At 66.1% G+C, this 22,123-nt stretch carries 21 protein-coding genes, 1 tRNA gene and 1 pseudogene; 8 read left to right on the top strand and 15 right to left on the bottom strand.

Going from position 1 to position 22,123, the window contains the following annotated elements; all coding sequences use genetic code 11:
- Positions 1 to 70: 70 nt before the first annotated feature.
- The gene (locus tag ACGFNJ_RS05695) at positions 71 to 481 is read right to left on the bottom strand and encodes a hypothetical protein (RefSeq protein ID WP_393443660.1); all 411 of its coding nucleotides are present in this window, start codon (positions 479 to 481) and stop codon (positions 71 to 73) included.
- A gap of 625 nt (positions 482 to 1,106) precedes the next feature.
- Between ACGFNJ_RS05695 and ACGFNJ_RS05690 the strand changes: the two genes are divergently transcribed.
- Together ACGFNJ_RS05690 and ACGFNJ_RS05685 are read left to right on the top strand one after the other, a co-directional pair.
- Positions 1,107 to 1,898, top strand: a complete 792-nt coding sequence (locus ACGFNJ_RS05690) for a hypothetical protein (protein WP_393443658.1) — start codon at positions 1,107 to 1,109, stop codon at positions 1,896 to 1,898.
- Positions 1,895 to 2,473: a hypothetical protein gene (locus tag ACGFNJ_RS05685; protein WP_393443656.1), complete on the top strand. Its 579-nt coding sequence runs from the start codon at positions 1,895 to 1,897 to the stop codon at positions 2,471 to 2,473. Before ACGFNJ_RS05690 ends, ACGFNJ_RS05685 begins: the two co-directional genes overlap by 4 nt.
- On the opposite strand, the gene ACGFNJ_RS05680 is transcribed toward ACGFNJ_RS05685, so the two are convergent.
- Entirely contained in the window at positions 2,457 to 2,993 is a 537-nt protein-coding gene (locus tag ACGFNJ_RS05680; RefSeq protein ID WP_393443654.1) for an NUDIX hydrolase, read from the bottom strand. The genes ACGFNJ_RS05685 and ACGFNJ_RS05680 overlap by 17 nt on opposite strands.
- A gap of 509 nt (positions 2,994 to 3,502) precedes the next feature.
- On the opposite strand from ACGFNJ_RS05680, the gene ACGFNJ_RS05675 reads away from it, so the two are divergent.
- A complete protein-coding gene (locus ACGFNJ_RS05675; protein ID WP_393443652.1) occupies positions 3,503 to 4,153 on the top strand; it encodes a hypothetical protein in 651 nt (216 codons plus the stop codon).
- Between the two features lie 69 nt (positions 4,154 to 4,222).
- On the opposite strand, the gene ACGFNJ_RS05670 is transcribed toward ACGFNJ_RS05675, so the two are convergent.
- The 4 genes from ACGFNJ_RS05670 to ACGFNJ_RS05655 all read right to left on the bottom strand — a co-directional run bounded on the left by ACGFNJ_RS05670 (position 4,223) and on the right by ACGFNJ_RS05655 (position 6,620).
- On the bottom strand, positions 4,223 to 4,573 hold the full coding sequence (locus tag ACGFNJ_RS05670) for a DUF5615 family PIN-like protein (RefSeq protein WP_393443650.1): 351 nt from the start codon (positions 4,571 to 4,573) through the stop codon (positions 4,223 to 4,225).
- 2 nt (positions 4,574 to 4,575) lie between these two features.
- Positions 4,576 to 5,202 carry a DUF433 domain-containing protein gene (locus ACGFNJ_RS05665; RefSeq protein ID WP_393443648.1) on the bottom strand — a complete coding sequence of 209 codons (627 nt, stop codon included), beginning with the start codon at positions 5,200 to 5,202 and terminating at the stop codon, positions 4,576 to 4,578.
- 738 nt (positions 5,203 to 5,940) lie between these two features.
- Positions 5,941 to 6,294: a hypothetical protein gene (locus ACGFNJ_RS05660; protein ID WP_393443646.1), complete on the bottom strand. Its 354-nt coding sequence runs from the start codon at positions 6,292 to 6,294 to the stop codon at positions 5,941 to 5,943.
- Entirely contained in the window at positions 6,291 to 6,620 is a 330-nt protein-coding gene (locus ACGFNJ_RS05655) for a hypothetical protein (RefSeq protein ID WP_393443644.1), read from the bottom strand. Before ACGFNJ_RS05655 ends, ACGFNJ_RS05660 begins: the two co-directional genes overlap by 4 nt.
- Positions 6,621 to 6,685: 65 nt before the next feature.
- Here ACGFNJ_RS05655 and ACGFNJ_RS05650 point away from each other — a divergent pair.
- A pseudogene (locus ACGFNJ_RS05650) lies at positions 6,686 to 7,315 on the top strand (tyrosine-type recombinase/integrase); the annotation flags it as partial.
- A gap of 38 nt (positions 7,316 to 7,353) precedes the next feature.
- On the opposite strand, the gene ACGFNJ_RS05645 reads toward ACGFNJ_RS05650, so the two are convergent.
- The 3 genes from ACGFNJ_RS05645 to ACGFNJ_RS05635 form a co-directional block, all read right to left on the bottom strand.
- A tRNA-Ser gene (locus ACGFNJ_RS05645) sits at positions 7,354 to 7,444 on the bottom strand.
- Between the two features lie 105 nt (positions 7,445 to 7,549).
- Positions 7,550 to 7,984 carry a nucleoside deaminase gene (locus ACGFNJ_RS05640; RefSeq protein ID WP_393443792.1) on the bottom strand — a complete coding sequence of 145 codons (435 nt, stop codon included), beginning with the start codon at positions 7,982 to 7,984 and terminating at the stop codon, positions 7,550 to 7,552.
- A gap of 22 nt (positions 7,985 to 8,006) precedes the next feature.
- Positions 8,007 to 8,546 carry a tRNA adenosine deaminase-associated protein gene (locus tag ACGFNJ_RS05635; protein ID WP_069162082.1) on the bottom strand — a complete coding sequence of 180 codons (540 nt, stop codon included), beginning with the start codon at positions 8,544 to 8,546 and terminating at the stop codon, positions 8,007 to 8,009.
- Here ACGFNJ_RS05635 and ACGFNJ_RS05630 point away from each other — a divergent pair.
- Positions 8,545 to 9,555, top strand: a complete 1,011-nt coding sequence (locus ACGFNJ_RS05630) for a prephenate dehydrogenase (protein ID WP_393443642.1) — start codon at positions 8,545 to 8,547, stop codon at positions 9,553 to 9,555. The genes ACGFNJ_RS05635 and ACGFNJ_RS05630 overlap by 2 nt on opposite strands.
- A gap of 42 nt (positions 9,556 to 9,597) precedes the next feature.
- Here the strand turns inward: ACGFNJ_RS05630 and ACGFNJ_RS05625 are convergent, their stop codons facing one another.
- From ACGFNJ_RS05625 to ACGFNJ_RS05605, 5 genes are all read right to left on the bottom strand, one after another.
- On the bottom strand, positions 9,598 to 10,215 hold the full coding sequence (locus ACGFNJ_RS05625; protein ID WP_393443640.1) for a putative glycolipid-binding domain-containing protein: 618 nt from the start codon (positions 10,213 to 10,215) through the stop codon (positions 9,598 to 9,600).
- Positions 10,216 to 10,266: 51 nt separating this feature from the next.
- Positions 10,267 to 12,141, bottom strand: a complete 1,875-nt coding sequence (locus tag ACGFNJ_RS05620) for an ABC transporter ATP-binding protein (RefSeq protein ID WP_393443638.1) — start codon at positions 12,139 to 12,141, stop codon at positions 10,267 to 10,269.
- Positions 12,138 to 13,961 (bottom strand): ABC transporter ATP-binding protein, encoded by a 1,824-nt coding sequence (locus tag ACGFNJ_RS05615; RefSeq protein ID WP_393443636.1) that lies wholly within the window; start codon positions 13,959 to 13,961, stop codon positions 12,138 to 12,140. The genes ACGFNJ_RS05620 and ACGFNJ_RS05615 overlap by 4 nt, the downstream gene beginning before the upstream one ends.
- Positions 13,962 to 14,281: 320 nt before the next feature.
- On the bottom strand, positions 14,282 to 16,198 hold the full coding sequence (fadD32, locus tag ACGFNJ_RS05610) for a long-chain-fatty-acid--AMP ligase FadD32 (RefSeq protein ID WP_393443634.1): 1,917 nt from the start codon (positions 16,196 to 16,198) through the stop codon (positions 14,282 to 14,284).
- Between the two features lie 106 nt (positions 16,199 to 16,304).
- Positions 16,305 to 17,552, bottom strand: a complete 1,248-nt coding sequence (locus ACGFNJ_RS05605; RefSeq protein ID WP_393443632.1) for a KasA/KasB family beta-ketoacyl-ACP synthase — start codon at positions 17,550 to 17,552, stop codon at positions 16,305 to 16,307.
- A 401-nt stretch (positions 17,553 to 17,953) separates the two neighbouring features.
- Between ACGFNJ_RS05605 and ACGFNJ_RS05600 the strand changes: the two genes are divergently transcribed.
- From ACGFNJ_RS05600 to ACGFNJ_RS05590, 3 genes are all read left to right on the top strand, one after another.
- The gene (locus ACGFNJ_RS05600) at positions 17,954 to 19,087 is read left to right on the top strand and encodes a DNA cytosine methyltransferase (protein WP_393443790.1); all 1,134 of its coding nucleotides are present in this window, start codon (positions 17,954 to 17,956) and stop codon (positions 19,085 to 19,087) included.
- Positions 19,084 to 19,494, top strand: a complete 411-nt coding sequence (locus tag ACGFNJ_RS05595) for a very short patch repair endonuclease (protein ID WP_069162075.1) — start codon at positions 19,084 to 19,086, stop codon at positions 19,492 to 19,494. Before ACGFNJ_RS05600 ends, ACGFNJ_RS05595 begins: the two co-directional genes overlap by 4 nt.
- Before the next feature lie 300 nt (positions 19,495 to 19,794).
- Positions 19,795 to 20,520, top strand: coding sequence for a DUF998 domain-containing protein (locus ACGFNJ_RS05590; protein ID WP_393443630.1), 726 nt, complete (start codon positions 19,795 to 19,797; stop codon positions 20,518 to 20,520).
- Here ACGFNJ_RS05590 and ACGFNJ_RS05585 read toward each other — a convergent pair.
- A complete protein-coding gene (locus tag ACGFNJ_RS05585) occupies positions 20,501 to 22,075 on the bottom strand; it encodes an esterase-like activity of phytase family protein (protein WP_393443628.1) in 1,575 nt (524 codons plus the stop codon). The genes ACGFNJ_RS05590 and ACGFNJ_RS05585 overlap by 20 nt on opposite strands.
- Between the last annotated feature and the right edge of the window lie 48 nt (positions 22,076 to 22,123).

The raw sequence follows: 22,123 nt of genomic DNA, 5'->3' as shown, positions 1-22,123 counted from the left end.
GTCTCTTGAAGGATCACGCGATGGCCACCCTCACGTCCGAGATTCGACCTCATCGGCCGAGCGACAGCTGCTACACCACGCTATTGGACGCAACCCGGGTGTCCCCGTTCTCAGTGAAGTCGAACGGGCGACCTTGCAGCGAGCCATAGACACGGACGGTGGTCCGCCAATCACCGGTCTCGCACTCTGCGCTCACCTGATACCTGCGTTCGTCGGGATAGGGAATCCCGGAATCAACGGTGAGTGCCCAGCGTACCCAGCGGCCACCGCTGACATGATCCAAACTCAGCTCCAACGTGTGACTTTCCGGGGGCACTTCGCATTTCGCTGCCACGTCGGCGGAGATGACCGGGTGCAGCAGGGTCGGCTTGCTGAAGGCGGTCCGGAAATCGCACGCCTTCGCCGCGCGTACTGGATTCGGCGCAGCGCCGACCGGCTGTGCGCCAGTGATCACGACGGCCGTGAAGATGGTTACGAACATGATGCATAGAAATATCTTGTGCTGCAATGGATTTCCCCAATCTGGACTACTACCTTTGTGCCGCCCGCGCTGCGCGGACGCTGTTGACGAAGATCATCGGTATCCCCGCGACGGGTCGGGAACCATTCGCCCCGCATCGATCAACGCTTGCCGTGCTGCCGCTTTGCGCAGACATTCCTCGGCACGGCACCCGAGCAGTTGCTGCATAATCAGGTGAGCTTCGGCCACGGTGAGCGGATGATCGGGAGCCTCGTGCGGACAGCCACTAGCCCGACGGTGGCGCTCGGCTCTCCACTCGGCCTGCACGCGGTCCACGATCTCTTGCACCGACGGGCCATCCATCTCAGATTCCCGCCACTAGTTGAACCCCACCGCTTCACCCCTGCCGGTTCAATGTCGTTGGTGGCACCCGACGCCGAGGGCTTTCGCCACCGACGGGCGGCTCACTGCGGGTCGGTGTGCCAATGAGGACAACGGCATCGCCCCGGCGTCGGGTGTCGATCTAAGGGGACCGCTGATCCGATGCGGCGCGGAAGGCGTGCGCAGCAGGCAAGTGTGTGCACAGGGGGTGTGCGCGGCTGACCGATCATGGCGTCGGCAGCGATACGGGTGCACACTCCTGGTTATGGGACGCCAGCCCAAACAGCCGAACAGGCAATTAGTCGAGCTGCTGGAGGAAACCCAGCCCAAGCTCAGCCGAAAAGGTCTCGCCCGCCGGGTAGTTGAACGCGGGCGTGCGGTCGGTGTCGAACTTCGCTACGACCACACCGCGGTCAGCAGATGGCTCGCGGGCGAGCAACCGAACTCACCTGGGCCGGAACTGATCGCCGAGGTTCTGACGGAAGTTCTTGGCCGACGGATAGTTCCGTCGGACTGTGGGATGCCGGGTGGGCAAACCCCGGCCGATCTCGGGTTGGAGTTCTCGTTGAGCATCGCAGAGGCGACAGCCGCTGCGACCGCGTTGTGGAGGAGTGATGTGGAGCGCAGGCGGTTCCTGATGGGAGCCTCGTACGCGGTAGCGGTGTACCCAGCTGCTTCGATGCGGTGGCTCACCCTTCCCGGCCCCGAGCACCCTGTCTCCGCTGGATTCCGCCGTGTCGGGCAAACCGACGTCGACGCGGTACGCACGATGACCAAGGCATTCCGCGATCTGGACAACCGCGTTGGCGGCGGCAAGGTCCGCTCGACGATCGTCCACTACCTGCACAGCTCGGTCGCACCGCTCCTGCACGGCAGCTACAACGAACCGGTCGGACGTCAGCTGTTCGCGACGACCGCCGAGCTGACGAAACTCGCGGGATGGGCAGCCTACGACCTCGAAGAACACGGTCTCGCGCAGCGGTACCTGATCCAAGCCCTTCGGATGTCCCGAGCAGCGGGGGACGTAGGGCTAGGTGCAAAATTCTTGCCGCGATGAGCCACCAGGCCACCTACGTTGGTCGTCCAGGCGACGCCATCGATCTCGCACGCGCAGCGCAAATCGCCGCTCGCGGTGCAGGATTGGCGGCCCTGGAGTCCGGCTGCCACATGGTCGAAGCTCATGGCCACGCAGCCCGCGCTGATAGCGCATCGTGCGCCGCTTCCCTCAACGCTGCCGAACGGGCATACAGCCGAGCCGACTCGTCACACCCGGCCTGGCTCGACTACTTCGACAGCGCATATCTGTCGGCCAAGACGGCCCACTGCTTCCGCGACTTGGGCGACTACGCGAGGGCAGCGCAGTTCGCCGAGCAATCACTGAACATGACCGACGGCTACCTTCGCGGGCGCGCATTCAACCTGTGCCTATTGGCGTCGGCCCTCGCCGACGAAGATCCCCACGAGGCAGCACGCATCGGAACCGAAGCACTCGACATCGTGGGCGGACTGGAGTCTCACCGGACCCACGCCTACCTTCGCGACGTACGCCACCGCCTCGCGGCACACATCGATCTGCCCGACGTCGACCACTTCCGACGGCAGGTATTCACCATCACTACGCGGGCAGACTGAGCGCCCGATATAGCGCGACAACCGTTGCAGCGCCTACGATTTCACCCCGATCGACCATCTCGACTGCTTCCCCTAATGGAATCCAGCGGATGTCTTCGGCTTCGTTGATGTCCGGCGGCGTATCAGTCAGGTCCGCACCTCGTGCGAGGTAGATCTCTTGCGGCTGGTCCAGAGTGCCAATCGAGGGCTGGTAGGTGACCAGGTGTTCCATGGAATTCGGCCGCCACCCAGTTTCTTCCTCAACCTCGCGCGCCGCTGCGACTGCGACGTCCTCGGCATGGTCGACGTAGCCACCGGGAAGCTCCCACACCCACCGGTCGATGATGAATCGGTGTCGGTACATCAGCAGGGCTTCGCGTTTGTCGTTGAGTACCAACGTCATTGCGCAGCGGGGCATCCGTACGACGTACTGAGTGAACTTCACTCCGTCGGGCAACTCGATATCGACGGTCGAGAGCTTGATGTGTCGGTTCTCGTCCACGACGTTCTCACCGTGGATCGTCCACTGAGTACGGCTCACAAGGTCGACGGTAGCGCTACACCGACGCGGGCACCGGAGAGCCGCCCTGAAATTGATACCCCACCCCCGACTCGCCTGCGGCTGTCAGGAGGTTTCTCTCTCCCTGACAGAAAACTTCGGAACCCGTACGAATTGGCACGCTCTATGCCAACCGCCAGCGCTCCGACCCAGGGGAGGGGCTACCGCCCAGCGCGCCGACCTCGAACGCGGCCCACTTCCCCTCGGCGTCCTTGGCCATCCCCGAACGGATAACGTCGTCCTGCCACGGCGGGCGCCGCTTCGCGGCCTCAGCGTAACCGATCGCGCTCTCACCGGCTCCGGAATAGACTGCGGTGCAAGGCCGTAGCTCGATCTGCGGGGTCTAAATCCCGACCAGATTCCCCGCTGGGCCACGCTTTAGGTCGTGTCGGAGACATGCCGGGCTCCTTGTCGTCCAGCCCGGTAAAGCGTGTTCAATCTGTTAGCCGAAACCTGGTTGCTGAAATGGTGCTGGTGGCAGAATCGCCTCTATGCCGGGCATGTGCTGGCTATGGCTGACGCTGATATCGAAGGCGGAACACTTCGATTGGTCGTCGATGCCGTCGATGCCATGGGCAGCCCTCCTGACCGGCGGATTCACGCTGGCTGGTGGTGTTCTCGGTGCTCTGATCGGCCGCCGCAACATGCACTCCGTACTGGTCAAGCAATTCGAACTACAGCACCGAGTCGAACAGCGTGAGCCGATCGCTGTCATTGCCGACACGATCGTCGAGCTAAAGGGCAATGAGCACTTCTTCCACGCTGCCCGGATGCTGGCCGAGTGCGAGACCAAATCCGGCGATCAGTACTGGGAGAGACTCGACCGTTTCAACCGCGAGCTGATCTTCGCGAGCGAGCGACCTAACGCGCTCAAGAGAGCACTCCGCCGCGGCGACCTTTTTGTCGACGCTCCCGAACTCGTTGACCAACTCGCACCATTGGGTCCACTGTGCGGTGAGTACGGCCGTTGCGTAGAAGAAGCGCGGGAACGTCACGAAGAACCGCAGGTATTCGAGGCATACGTTGCCCAGGCCACCGCGATTCACAACGAGCTGCTCCCGAGAGCCCAAAAGTTGATGGAGATCGCAGCCAAGGTGCTCAAGACCCAGGACGTGGTCGGCGGGGAGAGAGAAAGTTCCTGACTGCCACCGCGAGTCAGGTGCCTGGGGTGTTGACTTTTTCCACTGCGCGGTTCCCCGCACCCGGCAGGTCTAGCCGAATGTGAGGATCGGATCCATACCGAACGACAACCTCACGAAGAGATCGGTCTTGCGCTCCAGAGCTGGCAGGATCTGATCAAGGTCCTGGGTGAGCAGTTCGACGGCTCGCCATTCGTCACAGCTAAGCCAGATATGTCGGCCGACGACGTGCTTGTTTCGACGCTTCGAGAATTCCGCATCGTGAGTGATCAGCACAGCTTTTTGATTCGTCGCGTAGACGGTCAGGTCGTCATCTACTGCCTTCGCCAATCCCGCGCTCCCAACCGACCATGCCTCGTGCCGCAGTTTCCGAAGGTATGCACCGACTGCGACATCGACATCATGATCGAGAACGAACCGCAATGTCAGGCCGCCGTCTCCCGTCGGACCGCCTCGATGTCGTCTTCAGTTAGATCCGGGTAAGCGGCAAGTACTTCCGCTGTGGTCTTGCCCGCCGCGAGGTATCGACGCACGGTATCGACGGGAATTCTGGTTCCGGCGAACACGGGTTTGCTGCCGAGAACCTTCCGGCGCTTCTCAATGTGTCCGTGCTGATCGGCGTCACGGCTTGTCGAACGCATGATGCGCTCACGCAACGGGGCTAGACTGAGCACCTGGTGTATCACGATCTGATCCGGGTGCAGGCTGCCTTCCCAAGTGCCGTCAGGATGCTGGAAGAACACCTTGTTACCGACGGTGGCAAATGCCAGTTCGGTCAGGGGTTGCTGATAACCACGAGTCTTGAGACGGCCAACGATCTGCCGAATGTGTTGCAGGCTCACCCCACGGTGTTTACGCAGCTCAGCTACCACAGAAAGGGCGAGCGCTTCACTGAATCCATACAAACGTACCCGATTGCGCGGGGACAATGATTCGTCGACTGCCGGGGTAATCAAGGCAGTCTCGGCCCAGTAATCGAGCTGTTTCGCTGACAGGCCCGTGACACGTGCGACAGTCTCTCGGGTCAGCGCGATCTGCTGTTCACCACCCACCACGGTCTCCTCTTATCGCCCTACCGCCCACCGTAACCGCGCAGGTCATGTCAGGGGCTCAGTTTCCCCCAAGCGAGCACGTTACCGGCGGGTCCGCCCTTGGCGCGTGACAGTGCGGGCCGCAGGTGGTCGCGACTCCCGTCTCCTCGAGCCTTGTTGCACACCGCGTGTAGCAGTCGATCGGCCTCGGTGCCGCCACGTGCGCGGGCTCGGCTGTGATCCGCGGCGAGCACTTCGCCGTCGACATTGCGTGTCTGGTCTCGATACATCGGTTCACAACACCACCAACAGGTTTCGCCGTCGCGGTGTCGGGCGAGCGGCCGGGCACGCTGTTGCTGGTGGCGCCAGCCGAGCCGCGCTGAGTAGTGGTTCGGCGAGCCATGGCTATGACGCAACGTGGGTCGTCCGTGTCCTCCAGTACGAAACCAGCGCGGCGCGGTCCTCCTCTTTGAACAGGTCCATACGAGGCAGGCCGGGCACCACGCGCCGCCACTCAGCCGCAGCCTCGCGGCTGAGCCAGGTCGGTGGCTTCGGCGGAATCCGGCGAAAGGCCGGCGGGGGCGTGACGACTCGTCCGCCGCTGTCGCGGCTCTCAGCGCAGCCGGTCAGCAGCCGCAGCGCGGCCGGGCCGGGGGTGGGGGCGGCCATCTACGCACCCCCTTGCTGGATGACCTGCTTCCTAAAGGTGCAGGCCACAGAAAGAATCCCGTTCCATGTCAAGTTTCAGTGTTAGGAAGCTCACTCGATTTCAGGCGTTTTTTTTGAAGTCCCGAGGGCTCCGAGGGCCGTATCGGGCATGGTCAACCACGCCATCGTCCCGCTAAGCAGTATTGACAGCATCAGGCATTCGACCTGAAATGGCGTCGGCATCGCCCGCAGCCCTGCCAAAGACGCGAAGAGTGCCGAGCACGCCGCGCCCCCGACGAGGAGGCTGACAGCGCGGACGTTCGGCACACCCACAGTATGCAGTGGGTCACGTCCGATGCCCGCATCGACACCCCCATGCGCCTCCAGTTGAGCGCGGGAAGCGAACACCACCAGGTTGTGGTCCAGGCAAGGATCGATGCGATTGATACCCCCTATCTCGGTCACGATTCACTCCGTTGATCGCGCCACGTTTTCAGCGCGGCATGGGCGCGGCCGCTGCCCCACCGCAGGCGGTCTTTCACGTCCTCCTTGGAGGTCGGAGGTGGGTCGAGGGAGTCGATCGCGGCGATATCCGCGACGAGGCTGTTGACGTCTTTTCCGTTGATACCGAACGTCTTTGGTGGTTTATCGCCGGGTTGTGGTGCCCGGATGACCGGCTCAAGGATTCCATCACCGAGCGGGCTCGGGGTCAGGCAGAACAGACCCGCCGAAGGCTCTTTGCCTTCCGCGGGACAGTGCCGACGTAGTCCACCATGGCGGTCCTTGTTCACGGTCAGCCAGGCGGAGCCGCCCTTGCCGGAGGTGAACGGTTCGTTGATCGTGACCCGCAGCGATAAGGAAGACGAGCAAGCGGCGCGTGTACCTCACAGCGCAGGACGTAGCCCGGCTCGCGGGTGAGGCCAAGCAGCATCGGGTACTCGTACTTACCTTGGCCTACACGGGCATTCGATGAGGCGAGGCCGTAGCGTTGCGGGTACGCGACGTTCAGTTTCTCCGGCGTCGGCTGTCGGTTGCCGACAATGCTGTGCAGCTCGGCGTTGATCACGCGGTTGGCCAGACCAAGAGCCGCAAGGAGAGGTCTGTACCGGTGCCGCAATTCGTTCTCGACGAAGTCGCGGTGCAGTGCAAAGGGCGCGACCACGAAGACCTCGTGTTCGGCGACGGAACCGACTACCTACCTCGCCCGAAGTCGAGTGGTGGATGGTTCGCCGGAGCCGTCAAGCGGGCCAAGGTCCAGCGGATCACCCCGCACGACCTTCGGCACTCCTGCGCGAGTCTCGCGATCAGCGTGGGCGTCAATGTTCTCGCGCTGGCACGGATGCTCGGCCACGCCGATCCGTCTGTAACCCTGCGGGTGTACGCGGATCTTTTCGATACCGATCTCGACGCCGTGGCTGAAGCGCTGAATACGAAGTGCGCCCAATTCGTGCCCAAACCAGCGGGTTCGGACGCGGCGACGGCATAGAAAAAGCCCCTGACCTGCTACTGCAAGTCAGGGGCTTTTGGCGGTGGCGGAGGGATTTGAACCCTCGGAGGGGGGTTACCCCTCACACGCTTTCGAGGCGTGCTCCTTAGGCCGCTCGGACACGCCACCGCGGACAACCATACCGGAAGGGGGGCTGATCGTTAAATCGGCTGGAAGGTGGTGGCCGGGGTGTGATCTGGGGCACGGAAGGTGCGGTGACGGCGGTGGGGCGGGTCAGCGCTGCGTGTGGAAGAAGGTGTTGAGGAGGGCGGCGCAGTCGGGCTCGAGGATGCCGCCGCGGACCTCGGGGCGGTGGTTGAGGCGACGGTCGCGGACCACATCCCAGAGGGAACCTACCGCGCCGGTTTTGGGCTCCCAGGCGCCGAAGACGAGCCGGGAGACTCGGGACAGGACCAGGGCGCCCGCGCACATGGTGCACGGCTCGAGGGTGACGGCGAGGGTCGCACCCTCCAGGCGCCAGCCGTCGCCGTTGACGGCGGCGGCGCGGCGCAGGGCGAGAACTTCGGCGTGTGCGGTGGGGTCACCGAGGGCCTCGCGGGCGTTCGCGGCGCGCGCGAGTTCCCTTCCGGTGGAATCGAATACGACGGCCCCGACGGGGACGTCGCGCGGATCGGCGGTGGCGGCCGCGGCGATCGCGGCCCGCACCATGTCGGTGTCCGAAAGACCCACGTCAGCGCGGGAGCTTGTCCAGCACCGCCGCGAGTTCGTCGGCGAAGCCGAGGCGCTGGGCGATCATGCCGAGCTGCTCATCCGGGTAGAGGTCGGTCTCGGCGAGGATGACGCTGAGCACCGGCTCGGGCAGACCCAGATCGGCGAGCACGCCGAGGTCGCCCTCTTCCCACGGCTCGATGTCGTCGAGCTCGTCGGGGTCGATGTCCGGGATCTCCACGTTCAGGGCGTCGAGCACGTCGGCGGCGATGTCGTAGTCGATGGCCGCGGTCGCGTCGGAAACCAGCATCCGGGTGCCGCTCGGCGCGGGCCGCAACACGATGAAGAACTCGTCGTCGACGTCCAACAAGCCGAAAACAGCGCCCGAGCTGCGCAAAGCCTTCAGTTCGGTTTCCGCGGCCGACAAATCGGTGAGCGCAGCCTGCGTCAACGGGCTGCACCGCCATTTGCCCTCTTCGCGGACAACCGCCACTGCGAACCCTTCTACGTCGTCGTAATCATCCGACGTCGCCCTATTCGTGCCCGAGCGCTGTGCTGCCATGGCCGCAACGGTAGTCTGTGCGAGCGGAAATGTTGAAGTCGTATGCGAATCTGTTTGGGTGACTCCTGCCGCGAAAGCTCCCGTTTGCGTCCTCGGAACCGGTTTGATCGGCGGTTCTCTGCTGCGCGCCGCCGTCGCGGCCGGTTACGACGCCTGGGGTTACAACAGATCGCAAGCAGGCGCAGACGCCGCGCGGGCGGACGGCTTCGATGTCACTGAAGACCTGCCTGTCACGCTGAAGCGTGCTGCCGAGGCGGACGCGTTGATCGTCATCGCGGTGCCGATGCCCGCAGTCGAGCACATGGTCTCGTCCATCGCCACCTTCGCACCGCACTGCGCGCTGACCGACGTGGTCAGTGTGAAGGCACCGGTCGCCGCGGCGGTGCGCGCCCAAGGCCTCTCGGCGCGCTATGTCGGCGGCCATCCGATGGCGGGCACATCCGAATCCGGCTGGGCCGCCACCGATTCCGGCCTCTTCCGGGGCGCGGTGTGGGCGGTGGGCGTGGACGAGGGCACCCACGTCGACCCGTGGACCAGGGTGGTGCGGCTGGCCATCGATTGCGGCTCGGTGGTCGTTCCGGTGGTGGCCGACGAGCACGATCGTGCGGTGGCCAGGATCTCGCATCTGCCGCATGTGCTCGCCGAGGCGCTGGCGGCGGCGGGCGCGGCCGGCGGCGCTCTGGCGCTCGGGCTCGCGGCGGGTTCTTTCCGCGACGGCACCCGCGTCGCCGCGACCGCTCCGGCACTCGTTCGTGCCATTTGCGAACCGAATTCCGCGGCACTTCTGGAAGTGCTCGAAGAAACGCTGACGGTGCTCGGCGCCGCGCGCGATAGCTTGCGCTCGGAGAATTCCCTCGCCGACCTTGTCGAAGCGGGTCACGACGCCAGGGAACGCTACGAAACGACCCAACGCTGGGAAGTCACCGACGTCCGCCCCGGTGACCACAATTGGTTGCGAAACTTGCGCGACGCAGGACTGCGTGGCGGGGTTATCACCCGATTGGACTAACAGGAAAGCGGGCGCAGGCCAACCACTATTGGCCGCTGAGAGCTAGATGCGTTCGGCCAGACCGGGATAGTCGAGGAGGAAACCGTCGGCGTCGACGGTGACGGTCGCGCTGGAGACGGGTGACAGCACGCTGATTCCGTCGGCGGCACTGCTGTAGGTCAGGCTCGCTTCCTGGACAAGCAGGTCGGGCAGCCGGACGTAGACGACGGGAACCTGCACGTCGTGCACCGCGTGCTGCAGGTCGAAGCGCCGGATCGGCAGGGTGTTGAAGAACGGGCTGAGCACCACGTCGACATCGAGCGCGCCCGCGAAGGTGGAACGGACGTGGCTGCCGCCCGCGTCGACCAGCCAGTAGTTCTCCTCGTCCCTGGCGATGGAGGCGTGCCGCTCCCCCGCCGCCGTCGTGGTGCGCAGCGATAGGCGCTTGGTGGCGCCCGCCTCGTCGGTGACCAGGTCGTAGGACGCGCTGAACGCGGGGTGGTCATCGCACGCGCCGCCGATCATGCGACCGGCGGCGCGGATGCGATTGCCGTTGAGCGTGACGCGGACCGACTCCATCCGTGACGCGTTGTGCGCGCGCCAGGTGAGAATCGCCGGCCAACGGGAGGCCGGAGCAGTCTCATGGCCAGCGGCCTGGCTCTCGGGGGCTGGAGTCGTCACGTATCTACCGTAAGCGACGACGCGGGGTTGGCCGCACCACACCAGCTCGCATCACACGAGCGAATCCCGCCATGCCGCGTGCAGGCTGGCGAACCGGCCGGTGCCCGCGATCAGGTCGGCCGGTGCGCCGTCCTCCACGATCCGACCGGATTCCAGCACCAGCACCCGGTCCGCGATCGCCACCGTGGACAGCCGGTGCGCGATGATGACCGCGGTGCGGTCGCGCAGCACGGTTTCCAGCGCCCGCTGCACCAGCCGCTCGCCGGGGATGTCGAGGCTGGACGTGGCCTCGTCCAGCACGATCACCGCCGGATCCGCCAGGAAGACCCTGGCGAACGCGACCAGCTGGCGCTGACCGGCGGACAGCCTGCCGCCGCGCTTGCGCACATCGGTGTCGAAGCCCTCCGGAAGCGCCTGCACGAAGTCGTACAGGCCAACCGCGCGGGCCGCCGCGAACACCTCCTCGTCGGCCGCGTCCGGCCTGCCGAGCCGGATGTTGTCGGCCACCGACCCGGAGAACAGGTAGGACTCCTGCGTGACCATCACGACAGTGCGCCGCAGGTCGGCATCGGACACCCGCCGCAGATCGGTCCCGTCGAGGCTGACCACACCGTCTGACGGGTCATAGAACCTCGTCAACAGCTTGGCTAGCGTCGACTTGCCCGCACCGGTCGCGCCGACCAGCGCGACCACCTGTCCGGCCGGAATGTCGAGGGTGAACTCCGGCAGCACCTGGCGGTCCGGGCCGTAGCCGAACGACACCTTGTCCAGCAGGATCGCGCCGCTCGCCTTCGTCAACGGGATCGGATCGACGGGTTCGACGACCGAGGGCTCCTCCTCGAGCACGCCGGAGATCTTCTCCAACGCCGCCGCGGCGGACTGGTAGGAGTTGAACACCTGGGCGAGCTCGTCGAGCGGGCCGTAGAACTCGTTGAGGTACAACAGGTATGCCGCGAGCACACCGACCGCGAGGTTGCCCTCGATCACCTGCCATGCGCCGACCACGATGATGACCACCGTGGTCAGGTTGCCGAGCAGCCTGGTCAATCCGGCGTAGTCGCCCATGCCGCGCATAGCCGTGGTGGTGGCCTGTTGGAACTCGTCGTCCTCGTAGGCGAGCACCGACTCGTTGCGCTGCTCACGCCGGAAGGTCTGCACCGCGCGCATGCCGCCCATCGACTCGACGAACTGCACGACCACCTTTGCGATGGCGCCGCGGGTGCGCCGGTAGCCCGCCCGCTGCCTGCGCTGCGCCCAGCGGGTCACCAATACCAGTGGCACGAAACCGATCAGCACGATCGCGGCCAGCGTCAGGTCGAGGTAGATCAGCAGCACCGCGATGGTGAGCACCGAAAGGATCGCGCTCAGTGCCTGATTCAGCGCGCTCTCCAGCAGTTCCTGCAGCGTCTCGATGTCGCCGGTGAGCCGGGCGACCACCTTGCCCGAGGTGTACTTCTCGTGGAAGGCCACGCTGAGCCGCTGCATGTGCGCGAACGAGCGCACCCGCAGGTCGAACAGCACGCTCTGGCTGAGCCTGCCGGAGACGCGCAGGAACAGGAACGTGGTGAGGATGCCGAGCAGCACCGCACCGAGGTACCCGCCCACCGTCCAGGTGAGCGGGGACCAATTGCCTTTGCGCCCTTCGCTGATGCCCGCGTCGAGCCCGTGCGCGACGAACAGCGGCGCCGAGACCATCGCGGCGTTGTCGACCACGATGAGCACCAGCGCGAGCGCGGCAAGCTTGCGGTACGGCCGGACCAGATCGAGCAGCAATCGCCGGGATCGACCGGCCAGCACCAGGTTTCCGGCCTCGGTGATCTCCTTGTCCTCGCTGGCGATGCCGCGCCAGTCGGCGGCCTCGTCGCGCGGTTCGGCCGAACCCTCGGCTGTCACCGTGTCTTTCGTGGTGGCAATATCCGTGCTCACTGCTGCTCACCTCCCATCAGTTCTCGATATCGGCTGCTGGTACGCAGCAATTGGTCGTGCGTGCCCTCCGCGACGATCCGGCCGTCGGCAAGCACCGCGACTCGGTCGGCCAGTGCCGCGGTCGAAGGACGGTGTGCGACAAGCAGCGTCGTCGCGCCTGCCAGCACCGTGCGCAGCCGGTCCTGCACCCGCTCCTCGGTCTCCACGTCGAGCGCGGACAGCGGATCGTCGAGCACCATGATCCGGCTGCGCCCGCCCGCCCCCGCCCCGCTCAAGACGGCGCGGGCCAGCGCGAGCCGCTGCCGCTGGCCGCCGGACAGGCTCAGTCCCTGTTCGCCGATCCTGGTGTCGAGGCCCCACGGCAGGTTGTCCACGAACTCGGTCGCCTGGGCGACGTCGAGTGCGCGGCGGACATCGTCGTCGTCGGCCTCCGGATCGCCGAGCGCGACGTTCTCCCGCACGCTCGCCGAGAACAGCACCGGCTCCTCGAACGCGACCGAGACCAGCGCACGCAGGTCGGTCAGCCGCATCGACGCGATGTCGATGCCGTCGATGGTGATCGCACCGCCGGTCACGTCGTAGAGCCGCGGAATCAGGTTGAGCAGCGCGGTCTTTCCGCTACCGGTCGCACCGACGAGGGCCACCGTCTCGCCGGGTCGAATCTTGAGCGAGACATCCTTCAGCACCTCGTCTTTCGCGTCGGGGAAGGCGAACTTCACTCCCTCCAAGCGCAATTCGCCGACGATCACTTCGGGCAGCTCGGCCGGATCGGCCGGGTCGGTGATGTCGACCGGGGTGTCGATGATCTCCCAGTATCGATCGCCCGCCGTGCGTGCGTCGTTCAACTCGGCGAGCAGGAAGCCGGTCCAAATGATCGGCCACTGCAAGAAGTTCGCCAACGTGATGGCGGCCACCAACGAGCCGAGCGTCATCGAGCCGTTGACCACGGCGTAGCCGCCGTAGCCGAGCGCGAACGCGATGGCGAGCTGCGGCATGCCGGTCATCGCCGACCACAGCCGCGCGTCCAGCTTCACCTTGAGCAGTTCGGTCTGCTGCAGTTCCCGCGACTGCGCGGTGAACCGGCCGCCGAAGAACAGTCCGCGACCGAACGCCTTGAGCACCCGCACGCCCTGCGCCGACTCCTCCGCGGTGGTTGCGAGGTCGCCGGACTGGTCCTGCGAGCGCCGGGACGCCACCGCGTACTCCCGCTCGAAGCGGATGCAGATGTAGGTGAGCGGGATCGCCATGATCGCGAAGATCAGGCCGATCTGCCAGCTCAAGCCGATCAGCGTGAGCAGGCCGACCGGGATCAGGATGAGGTGGATGATCAGGAACGGGCCTGCGAACGCGACGAAGCGGCGCATGGTGGCCATGTCGTCGACCGCACGCGAGAGCAGCTGTCCGGATTCCCAGGCGTCGTGGCGCCCGATCGCCAGCGTCTGTAACTTGCGGAAGATCTTGGCGCGCATGGTGATCTCGAACATCGTGGCGGGCTTCGAGACCAGCCAGCGGCGCCCCCACACGCCGAAGGCCTCGACCAGGCCGAGCACGAGCACCAGCAGCACCGGCGCGAACACCGCGCCGAAGTCGCGCCGGGCGATCGGTCCGTCGATGATCCTCGCGATGATCAGCGGGATGACGATCGCGGTGAGCGACGAAAGGACCGCGAGCACGGTAGCGGCGAGCAGCGCCCGCCGATGCGGTCGGATGTACGGCCAGAAGCGCCGCAACGATGCCATGCGGCCCGGCGCAGGCGCCGTCGGCCGCTCGGCTCTATCGGCCTCCTGATCGGTCGCGGCGAAGTCCACTGCGACTGACATAGGTCCCCCTCGAGGTGTGTGGATTGCAGTGTCGAGAGACGGGACACTCGGTGATGTTCGCACCAAGGTCCGACAGTTCAGGGTGGCAGTATCAGGCTGTTGAGCCAACCGATTTTCTGTCCACTCTGATACCCCCACCGTGGTATCCGTGCTGGATATCACCGTCTTCTCACAGCGCGCGACCGGTGTCATGTGACCAGCCAACAACCTGAAGCATTCTCGAGGTCAAGGGCGGGTCTACGCCATAGACCAAACGACCTCGGCGCCCACATCGTGGGCGCCGAGGTCAGCGAATTCGAGATCGCGCAGGAGATCCTGCGCTAGACGGACGCGTTTTCCCGCTCGACCGCGTCGGGGAACGCCTGCTGCTGATAACCGCCGCGCAGGGTGCCGTCCAGGTAGGCGGCCCGGCAGGCCCGCCTGGCGATCTTGCCGCTGGAGGTGCGCGGAATCGAACCCGCAGGCACCAGCAGCACATCGCGCACGGTGACGCCGTGCCGCTGCGATACCGCAGCGCGGACGGTGTCGGCGACCGGATCGGTCTCGAGCTTGCCTGCCCCGGTGTTGCGTTCGGCAACGATCACCAGCTGCTCGGAGGTGTCGTCGGCGTCGAACCGCAGGCCCGAGTGGCTGTCCTTCGCGAAGACCAGCGCGGGAAGTTCGTTGGCAGGCACCGAGAATGCCGCGACGAAGCCGGGGCGCAAGGCCGTGCTCGATTCCTGCGCGGAGTACTCGAGATCTTGCGGGTAGTGGTTACGGCCGTCGACGATCACCAGGTCCTTCACCCGGCCGGTGATGTACAGCTCGCCGTCCAGATAGGCGCCGTAGTCGCCGGTGCGCATCCAGTTGGCGTCGTCGGGTGTGCCTTCGGCGTGGCTGCCTGCCGGCTGCCTGGCGACGATCTTGGCCTGGAAGGTGGCCTTGGTCTCCTCCGGGCGACCCCAGTAGCCGATGCCCATGTTCTCGCCGTGCAGCCAGATCTCGCCGACCTCGCCGTCCGCGCGCTCGACCCCGGTCTCCGGATCGACGATCGTCGCCCACTGCGACAACGCGACGTAGCCACAGGAGACCTGGGCGATCGCGTTGTCGGTGCCCTGCTCGACCTCGACCATCCGGCCCGAATTCAGTTCGGCGCGATCGACATACACCACCCGCGCCTCGTCCTCGGCCTTGGTCGCGGACACGAACAGCGTCGCCTCGGCCATGCCGTAGCACGGCTTGATCGTCGTCTTCGGCAGTCCGTACGGCGCGAACGCCTCGTTGAACTTCTTCATCGACGACACCGACACCGGCTCGCTGCCGTTGATCAGACCGATCACATTCGACAGGTCCAGCTCTTCGCCCGGCTTCGGCTTGCCGCGCGCCGCGGCATGCTCGAACGCGAAATTCGGTGCCGCGGCGAAGGTTCCCGCGCCATCGGAAGCGGCGGCCAGCTCCTTGATCCACCGGTACGGGCGACGGACGAACGCGCTCGGCGACATGATGGTGATGAATCCGCCGCCGACGGTCGGCAGAATCACGCACAGCAGACCCATGTCGTGGAACAGCGGCAGCCAGGTGACACCGCGCGAATTCTCGGTCACGCCAATGGCATCGATCATCTGCAGCAGATTGGTGCCGACCGCGCGGTGCGTGATCTCAACGCCCGCAGGCGTTCTCGTCGACCCCGAGGTGTATTGCAGATAGGCGACGCTGTCGATATTGATATCCGGCCGCACCCACGCCGAACCGACGCTGTCCGGAATCGCTTCCACCGCAATAATTCGCGGGCGCTGCGTCGCGGGCAGATGCCGGAAGAAGTTCCGCACCCCGACCGCCGCCGAGCTGACGGTGAGAATGGCCGCCGGGTTGCAGTCACTCAGCACCGCGGTGAGCCGGTCGGTGTGCCCCTGCTCTTCCGGGTCGAACAGCGGGACCGCGATATTGCCCGCGTACACCGCGGCGAAGATGGACACGACATAGTCCAGCCCCTGCGGCGCCAGGATGGCCACCCGGTCGCCGGGCCGCGTCACCTGCTGCAACCTGGCCGCGACCGCACGCAGCCGGACGCCGAACTCGCGCCAGGTCAGGTCTTGATACTCACCATCACGTTCCCGCGAATAGTCGATGTAGCGATAGGCGAGGTCGTCGCCGTTCTCCGCGCTGTGCTTGTCGACGAAGTCGATCAGAGTCTTGTCACCGCGGATCTTGATATTGCCCTGATCATCCAAATAGTCGTCGAAGGTCTCGTCGATCATCGCCTTATCCTTTTGCCAACGCACGCACTCAGGCCGTGCAGTTACACCGAACACAGGTCGATAACGAAGCGTCGGGAAGGCTAGCAGGTGCGCCGCCTTCCGTCGTTCAGTACCGCCCGAAGGCAATCGCCACGTTGTGTCCGCCGAAACCGAACGAGTTGTTCACGGCGTAATCGATCCGGCCCGACCGGCTTTGCCCTTTGACCACGTCCAGGTCGATTTCCGGGTCCTGATTGTCCAGATTCAGCGTCGGCGGGACGATGCCGTCACGAATGGCGAGCACGGTGATCACCGACTCCAGCGCGCCGACCGCGCCGATCGAATGTCCGAGCGCCGACTTGGGTGCGTAGACCGAGGCGTGTTTGCCGACCGCCGACGAAATCGCCAGCGCCTCAGCGGTATCGCCGATCGGGGTCGCGGTCGCGTGCGCGTTGACGTGCGTGACGTCCTGCTTGCTCAGCCCGGCCTTCTGGATCGCCCGCGTCATCGCGCGTGCCGCGCCCTTGCCCTCGAGATCGGGCGCGACCAGGTGGAACGCGTCGGAGGTGATGCCAGCGCCCATGATTCGCGCGTGAATGGTCGCGCCGCGCGCCTTCGCGTGCTCCTCGGTCTCGATGATCATCATCGCGCCCGCCTCGCCGAACACGAAGCCGTCGCGGTCCTTGTCGAACGGCCGCGAGGCGCTCTTCGGGTCGTCGTTGCGGGTGCTCATGGCCCGCATCATGGTGAACGCCGCGATCGGCACCGCCTGAATGGAACCTTCCACGCCGCCGGTGACGACCATGTCGGCGTCGCCCATGACGATCATCTGCCACGCGTTGGCGATCGCCTCCGAACCCGACGAGCAGGCCGAGACCGGCGTGACGACGCCAGCGCGCGCACCGAGCTCGAGACCGACGCAGGCGGCCGAGCCGTTCGGCATCACGCGCTGCACGGTGAGCGGTGAAATCTTGCGGTAGCCACCGTTTTTCAGGCGATCGCGGGCGTCGATCAGGTACTCGCCGCCGCCGAGTCCGGTGCCGATGGCGACACCGAGCCGGTCCTTGTCCACCTCGGGGCTGCCCGCGTTGCGCCACACCTCGCGGCTCAGCACCGTGGCCATCTGCTCGACGTAGGACATCGTGCGGATCTCGGACCTGGTCAGGCTCTCGGCAGGCGGGACCTTGAGGTGCCCGCCGATGCGCACCGGTAATTCGAACTGCTCGACGAAACTGTCCTCGAGCACGTCGATGCCGCTCTCCCCGTTGAGCAGGCCTTTCCACGTCGAGTCGATGTCACCGGCGATCGACGTGGTCGCCGCCAGGCTGGTGACGACAACGTTGGGAAAGCTCCTGGTTTTGGAAGGTACCTGCATTTTCGCTCACTTCCCTAGCCTCGCTCTGGAAACTTGCCGAGCTGGAAACACTGGTGAAGCCGAAAACCTTGTCGAGCATGGGCATTTCACATGCGACGTGCCGCGGGCGGCCACGGGTGCCGACGCCGCTGCGTCGGCGGCCGCGTCGGGCTCGCTGGAGCGCAGGCAGATCAGCTGCCAACCGGTCATCAGGGCAGCACCCGCGATCGGCCGATAACCATTATCGAGGGGCAGCGCACCGATCACTTCGCTGACACGCGGACGGTACCAGGTGCACGGTCATGGCGTAGTTCGCGGACGGCGCCAACCAACTCGAGTACCCTGCTCACCGGGCACGAGGCGACGTCGGCGGCGTCTCGACCGAGGACGCGAGGAAAGGGACGGTCGTGACGGGCGCGCGGATGGTCGGGCTGTTCGCCGGGATCGGCGGGCTCGAACTCGGCCTCGGCCGCAATGGCTGGGAGACCGAGCTGCTCTGCGAGATCGATGCGGGCGCCCAAGGTGTACTCGCAGCTCAATTCCCTGATGTGCCACTGCATTCCGACATCACCAGGCTGCGTGCGATACCGGCGGGCACCGAGCTGGTCGCGGCCGGATTTCCCTGCCAGGACCTGTCGCAGGCTGGGCGCACCGCGGGCATCACCGGGACCAGGTCCGGCCTGGTGGACGAGGTGTTCCGGCTGGTGCGGCGCAAGCGCGGGCCGCGCTGGCTGTTGATCGAGAATGTGCCGTTCATGCTGCAGCTCGGTCGCGGCGCGGCGATGCGGCACATCACCAGCGCCCTGGAGGAGCTCGGGTACACCTGGGCTTATCGGGTGGTGGACGCGCGGGCGTTCGGGCTGCCACAGCGGCGTCAGCGGGTGCTGATGCTGGCTTCGCGGACCGAGGACCCGCGCGGGGTGTTGTTCGGCGAGGACGCCGGGCCGCGGATCGTCGGTGACGCCGACAACGATCCGTGCGGGTTCTATTGGACCGAGGGCGTGCGTGGGCTCGGCTGGGCCGTGAACGCGGTGCCGACGTTGAAAGGCGGGTCGGCGCTCGGCATCGCGAGTCCGCCCGCCGTGCGGCTGCCGTCCGGTGAGATCGTCACGCCGGGGCTGGTGGATGTGGAACGGCTGCAAGGGTTCGACGCGGGGTGGACCGCCCCGGCGACCGAGGTGCCCGGCGTCCGGCAGGGGCATCGTTGGAAGCTGGTCGGCAACGCGGTGAGCGTGCGGATGGCCGACTGGGTGGGTTCCCGGCTGGCCGCGCCGCTCGACCCGATTCCCGGCGACCAGCCGTTGCCGCCCGGCACGCCGTGGCCGGTGGCCGCGTGGGGCCGGGACGGGGTCGCCTATCGGGTGCCCGTGTCGACCTGGCCGGTGCACGAGCCGTACGAGGATCTGCGGAACTTCCTCACCGATTCGCGGCTGCTCTCGGCGCGGGCGACCGCCGGGTTCCTCCGGCGAACCGGCATGGGCAGCTTGCGGTTTCCGGCGGGATTCCTCGACGACGTGGAGAGTCATCTCCATCGGATGGGCGGCTGGGCGGCATGAGTGCAGGGCCGCCCACCGATGCGGCGACCAGCGCGCGGATGTCGCGGCAACGGCGGGCCGGGACGAAACCCGAACTGGCGTTGCGGCGGGAGCTGCATCGGCGCGGGGTCAGGTACTTCGTCGATCGGGCGCCGCTGCGCGGGCAACGGCGGCGGGCCGATCTGGTGTTTCCCCGGCGCCGGGTCGCGGTCTACGTCGACGGATGCTTCTGGCATCGGTGCCCGCAGCATGCGACCGATCCGCGCAACAACGCAGAGTGGTGGGCCGCCAAGCTGGCGGGCAATGTGGCGCGGGATCGCGCGACGGACGCGGCGCTGATCGAGGCCGGGTGGCAGGTGATTCGGGTGTGGGAACACGAGGATGCCGTTGCCGCGGCCGATCGCGTGCAGGCCGCGCTCGGGCGGTGATTTCGCGGGCGGCGTTGCCGCGCACCGGGTCCGAACGCCAACCGGCGATGGATTACCGGCGGCTCCGGACGCGGACCAACGTGCGTGGTGCGTGCGCGGCCAGGTAGCTCGATGCCACCATCACCGACATCACGACGACTCCGGCGGCGGCTGTTGCGTAGCCGATCATGGGACCTCCTCAGGAACGCTTCGACCTCAGCCTGTCCGCCGAACCTGACAGGAGCCTGTGGACAAGTTGGCAAAGACGTGTGTTTGGTTACCGTTGAACATCGGTCCAGCAGCACGTAGGAGAATGAACTGGTGAGTGATAGCCAGAGGATCGCCGAACGGCGCGTGCGGGTGGCGTCCTTAGCGATCGCGACGGCCATCTTGATCGCCGGAGTCTGCTACTCGTCGTGGGTGCTCGAGTTCGTCCTGAAGATCGACGTCGACCCGGTCAACTCGTTTCTCAGCGAGTTGGACGCGGAGGGCAAGCCCTATCGGGCGGTCTTCGCGACCGCCGACAAGATCGTCGGAGCCCTGCTCATCCCCGCCGCGATCGGCGGACTGCTGGTGTTCCCCCGGCGCAGGCTCACCACCGTCGGCTGGGTCGCTCTGCTCTTTTTCGGGGCCGCGACCATTGCCGACGTGCTGCTTCCGCTGCGCGACTGCACGGCGAGCGACACCGCGTGCGGCGGTGGTCCCAGCGAGTTGTTCCCGCAGTTGCACCAGCCGCACGCGTTGTCGAGCACCATCGCGGTCACCTCGATCGCCGTAGCCACCTTCGCGTTCAGCCTCGCGGCGTTCCGCTATCACCGGTGGCGGATCCTGCGCGAGTTCGGGCTCGTCGTGCTGGTGGTCGGCTCGGCAGCGACCGTGTGGATGCTGGTCGCCGATCATTTGCCCGGAAACTATGCGCTCGGCATCGCCCAGCGGATTCAGGTCGGTTCGATGTCGCTGTGGCTGATCACGTTGGCCGCCGCGGTGATCCTGGAGGGCCGGGAATGGACCGACCCCACCGATCGAACTACTTCACCTCCAGCTTGACCGAGTGACTCGCGGTCTTCGCAGGCAGCTTGGCGGTGTCGACGAAGAGGATCTCGCCGCTGTCCTGCACGCCGTTGGGCAACGTCTTCGGCTTGAGCCCGAACGGAGGCTGCTCGCCCTTGCTGCCCGCCAGGCCGAAGTCGCTGTCGTTGGCAATGTAGAGCGTCTTGCCGCCGTCGAAGGTGGCGATGCCCTCGATCTTGTCGTGGCCGAAGAACTTTCCGTCCGCGTCGAGATCCTTGACCAGGCCGTTGAGATCCAGGTTCGTCGTCTTGGCCGCCGCGGTGATGCCTACCTTGCTCAGCGCGGCCACGGCCTCGGTGGTCGGCACGGCGCCGACAAGCGCCTCCAGCGGCTTGCCGTCGACCAGCAGGCCGCCGCGTTCCGGATCGTATTGCGCGCCGGGCACCTTGGCGTCGGGGCCGACATCGGTGGCCTTGGCGATGTCGACAGTCCACAACTTCTTGTCTGCCTTCGGCGCGAGGTTGCCGTCGCGCTCGTCGATCAGAAAGGTGGTTGCGCTCAGCGCGGTGATCTCCGAATCGGCGACCTTGGTGGACTTCGGGTTCTCCAACGGGACAACGAATTCCTTGACGGCCTTCGTCTTCAGATCGACGGTGACGATGCGGGTGAACGACACCTCCTTGGCGGAACCGTTGAGCCCGGGCGCATTCAGGGCGCTCTGCACCACGCCGACGAGGGTGCTGCCATCCGGGGTGACGGTCAGGCCCTCCATGCCCTGGTTCGGGGTGCGCAACGAAAGTTCCTTGGGCAGACCCGATCCGGGCGCGAGGCGTTCGATCTCGCCGCCCTTGGCGTCGAAATGCACCAGGAACGGGCCGTATTCGTCGGACACCCAGAAGGTGCCGTCGGGCAGCGCGACCAAACCCTCGGGGTCGAGGCCGTGATCGGTGGGCGGCAACACGTTTCCGGCCAGATCCTTGATGGTTTCGCCGGTGTTCGCGGCCACGTCGACCTGACCGTTGAACCCGACGCCTGCCGCGGTGTGCAGATCGAGCGAGGATTGCAGCACCGCGCGGGTGCCGACCAGCTTGAACTTGCCGATCTTCGGCACGAAATTCGGTGTCGGCGAAAGCTTCTCGTTCTTGCCGGGGCCGTCCACGTTCGGGCCGCGGTCGGTGAGCCCGTAGAACTCGTCCTTGCTGCCGGGCACCGGCGTCCATGCCGAACCGAAGCCGCTGCCCTGCACCGTGGTTCCGCCGAACTCGCCGAGCGCCGGGATGTCGGTGGTGTACAGGCGGACCGCGTCGGTAGTGGTCACCTGGAGGGTGTCGGCGCCGGTGTAGCCCGGGTTCGGGGTGTAGACGAGCGCGCCGTCGACGCGACGGGTCACCTTCCCGTGCTCCGGGTCGGCGATGCGGATGGCGGCGCTGCCACCCGTCTTCGCGAGAAGGTCGTCCAGGGAGATCACCAGCGGCTTATCCTTGGTCGCGGTGAAATCCGCGGTCGAATTCGAAGAGGAACAGCCTGCGGCCAGCACACCGACGCAAAGCACGGCGACGGCGACGACTCGGGGACGAGAAACAGCTTTCACCGGGACTGCGTACCGCGCGGATCCGACATCCGGTCGACGCGGGGATGA

Source organism: Nocardia sp. NPDC049149 (assembly GCF_043197455.1).
Lineage (GTDB): Bacteria > Actinomycetota > Actinomycetes > Mycobacteriales > Mycobacteriaceae > Nocardia.
Note: the sequence above shows the minus strand (reverse complement) of the source record. Positions and strands in the feature narration are given on the sequence as shown.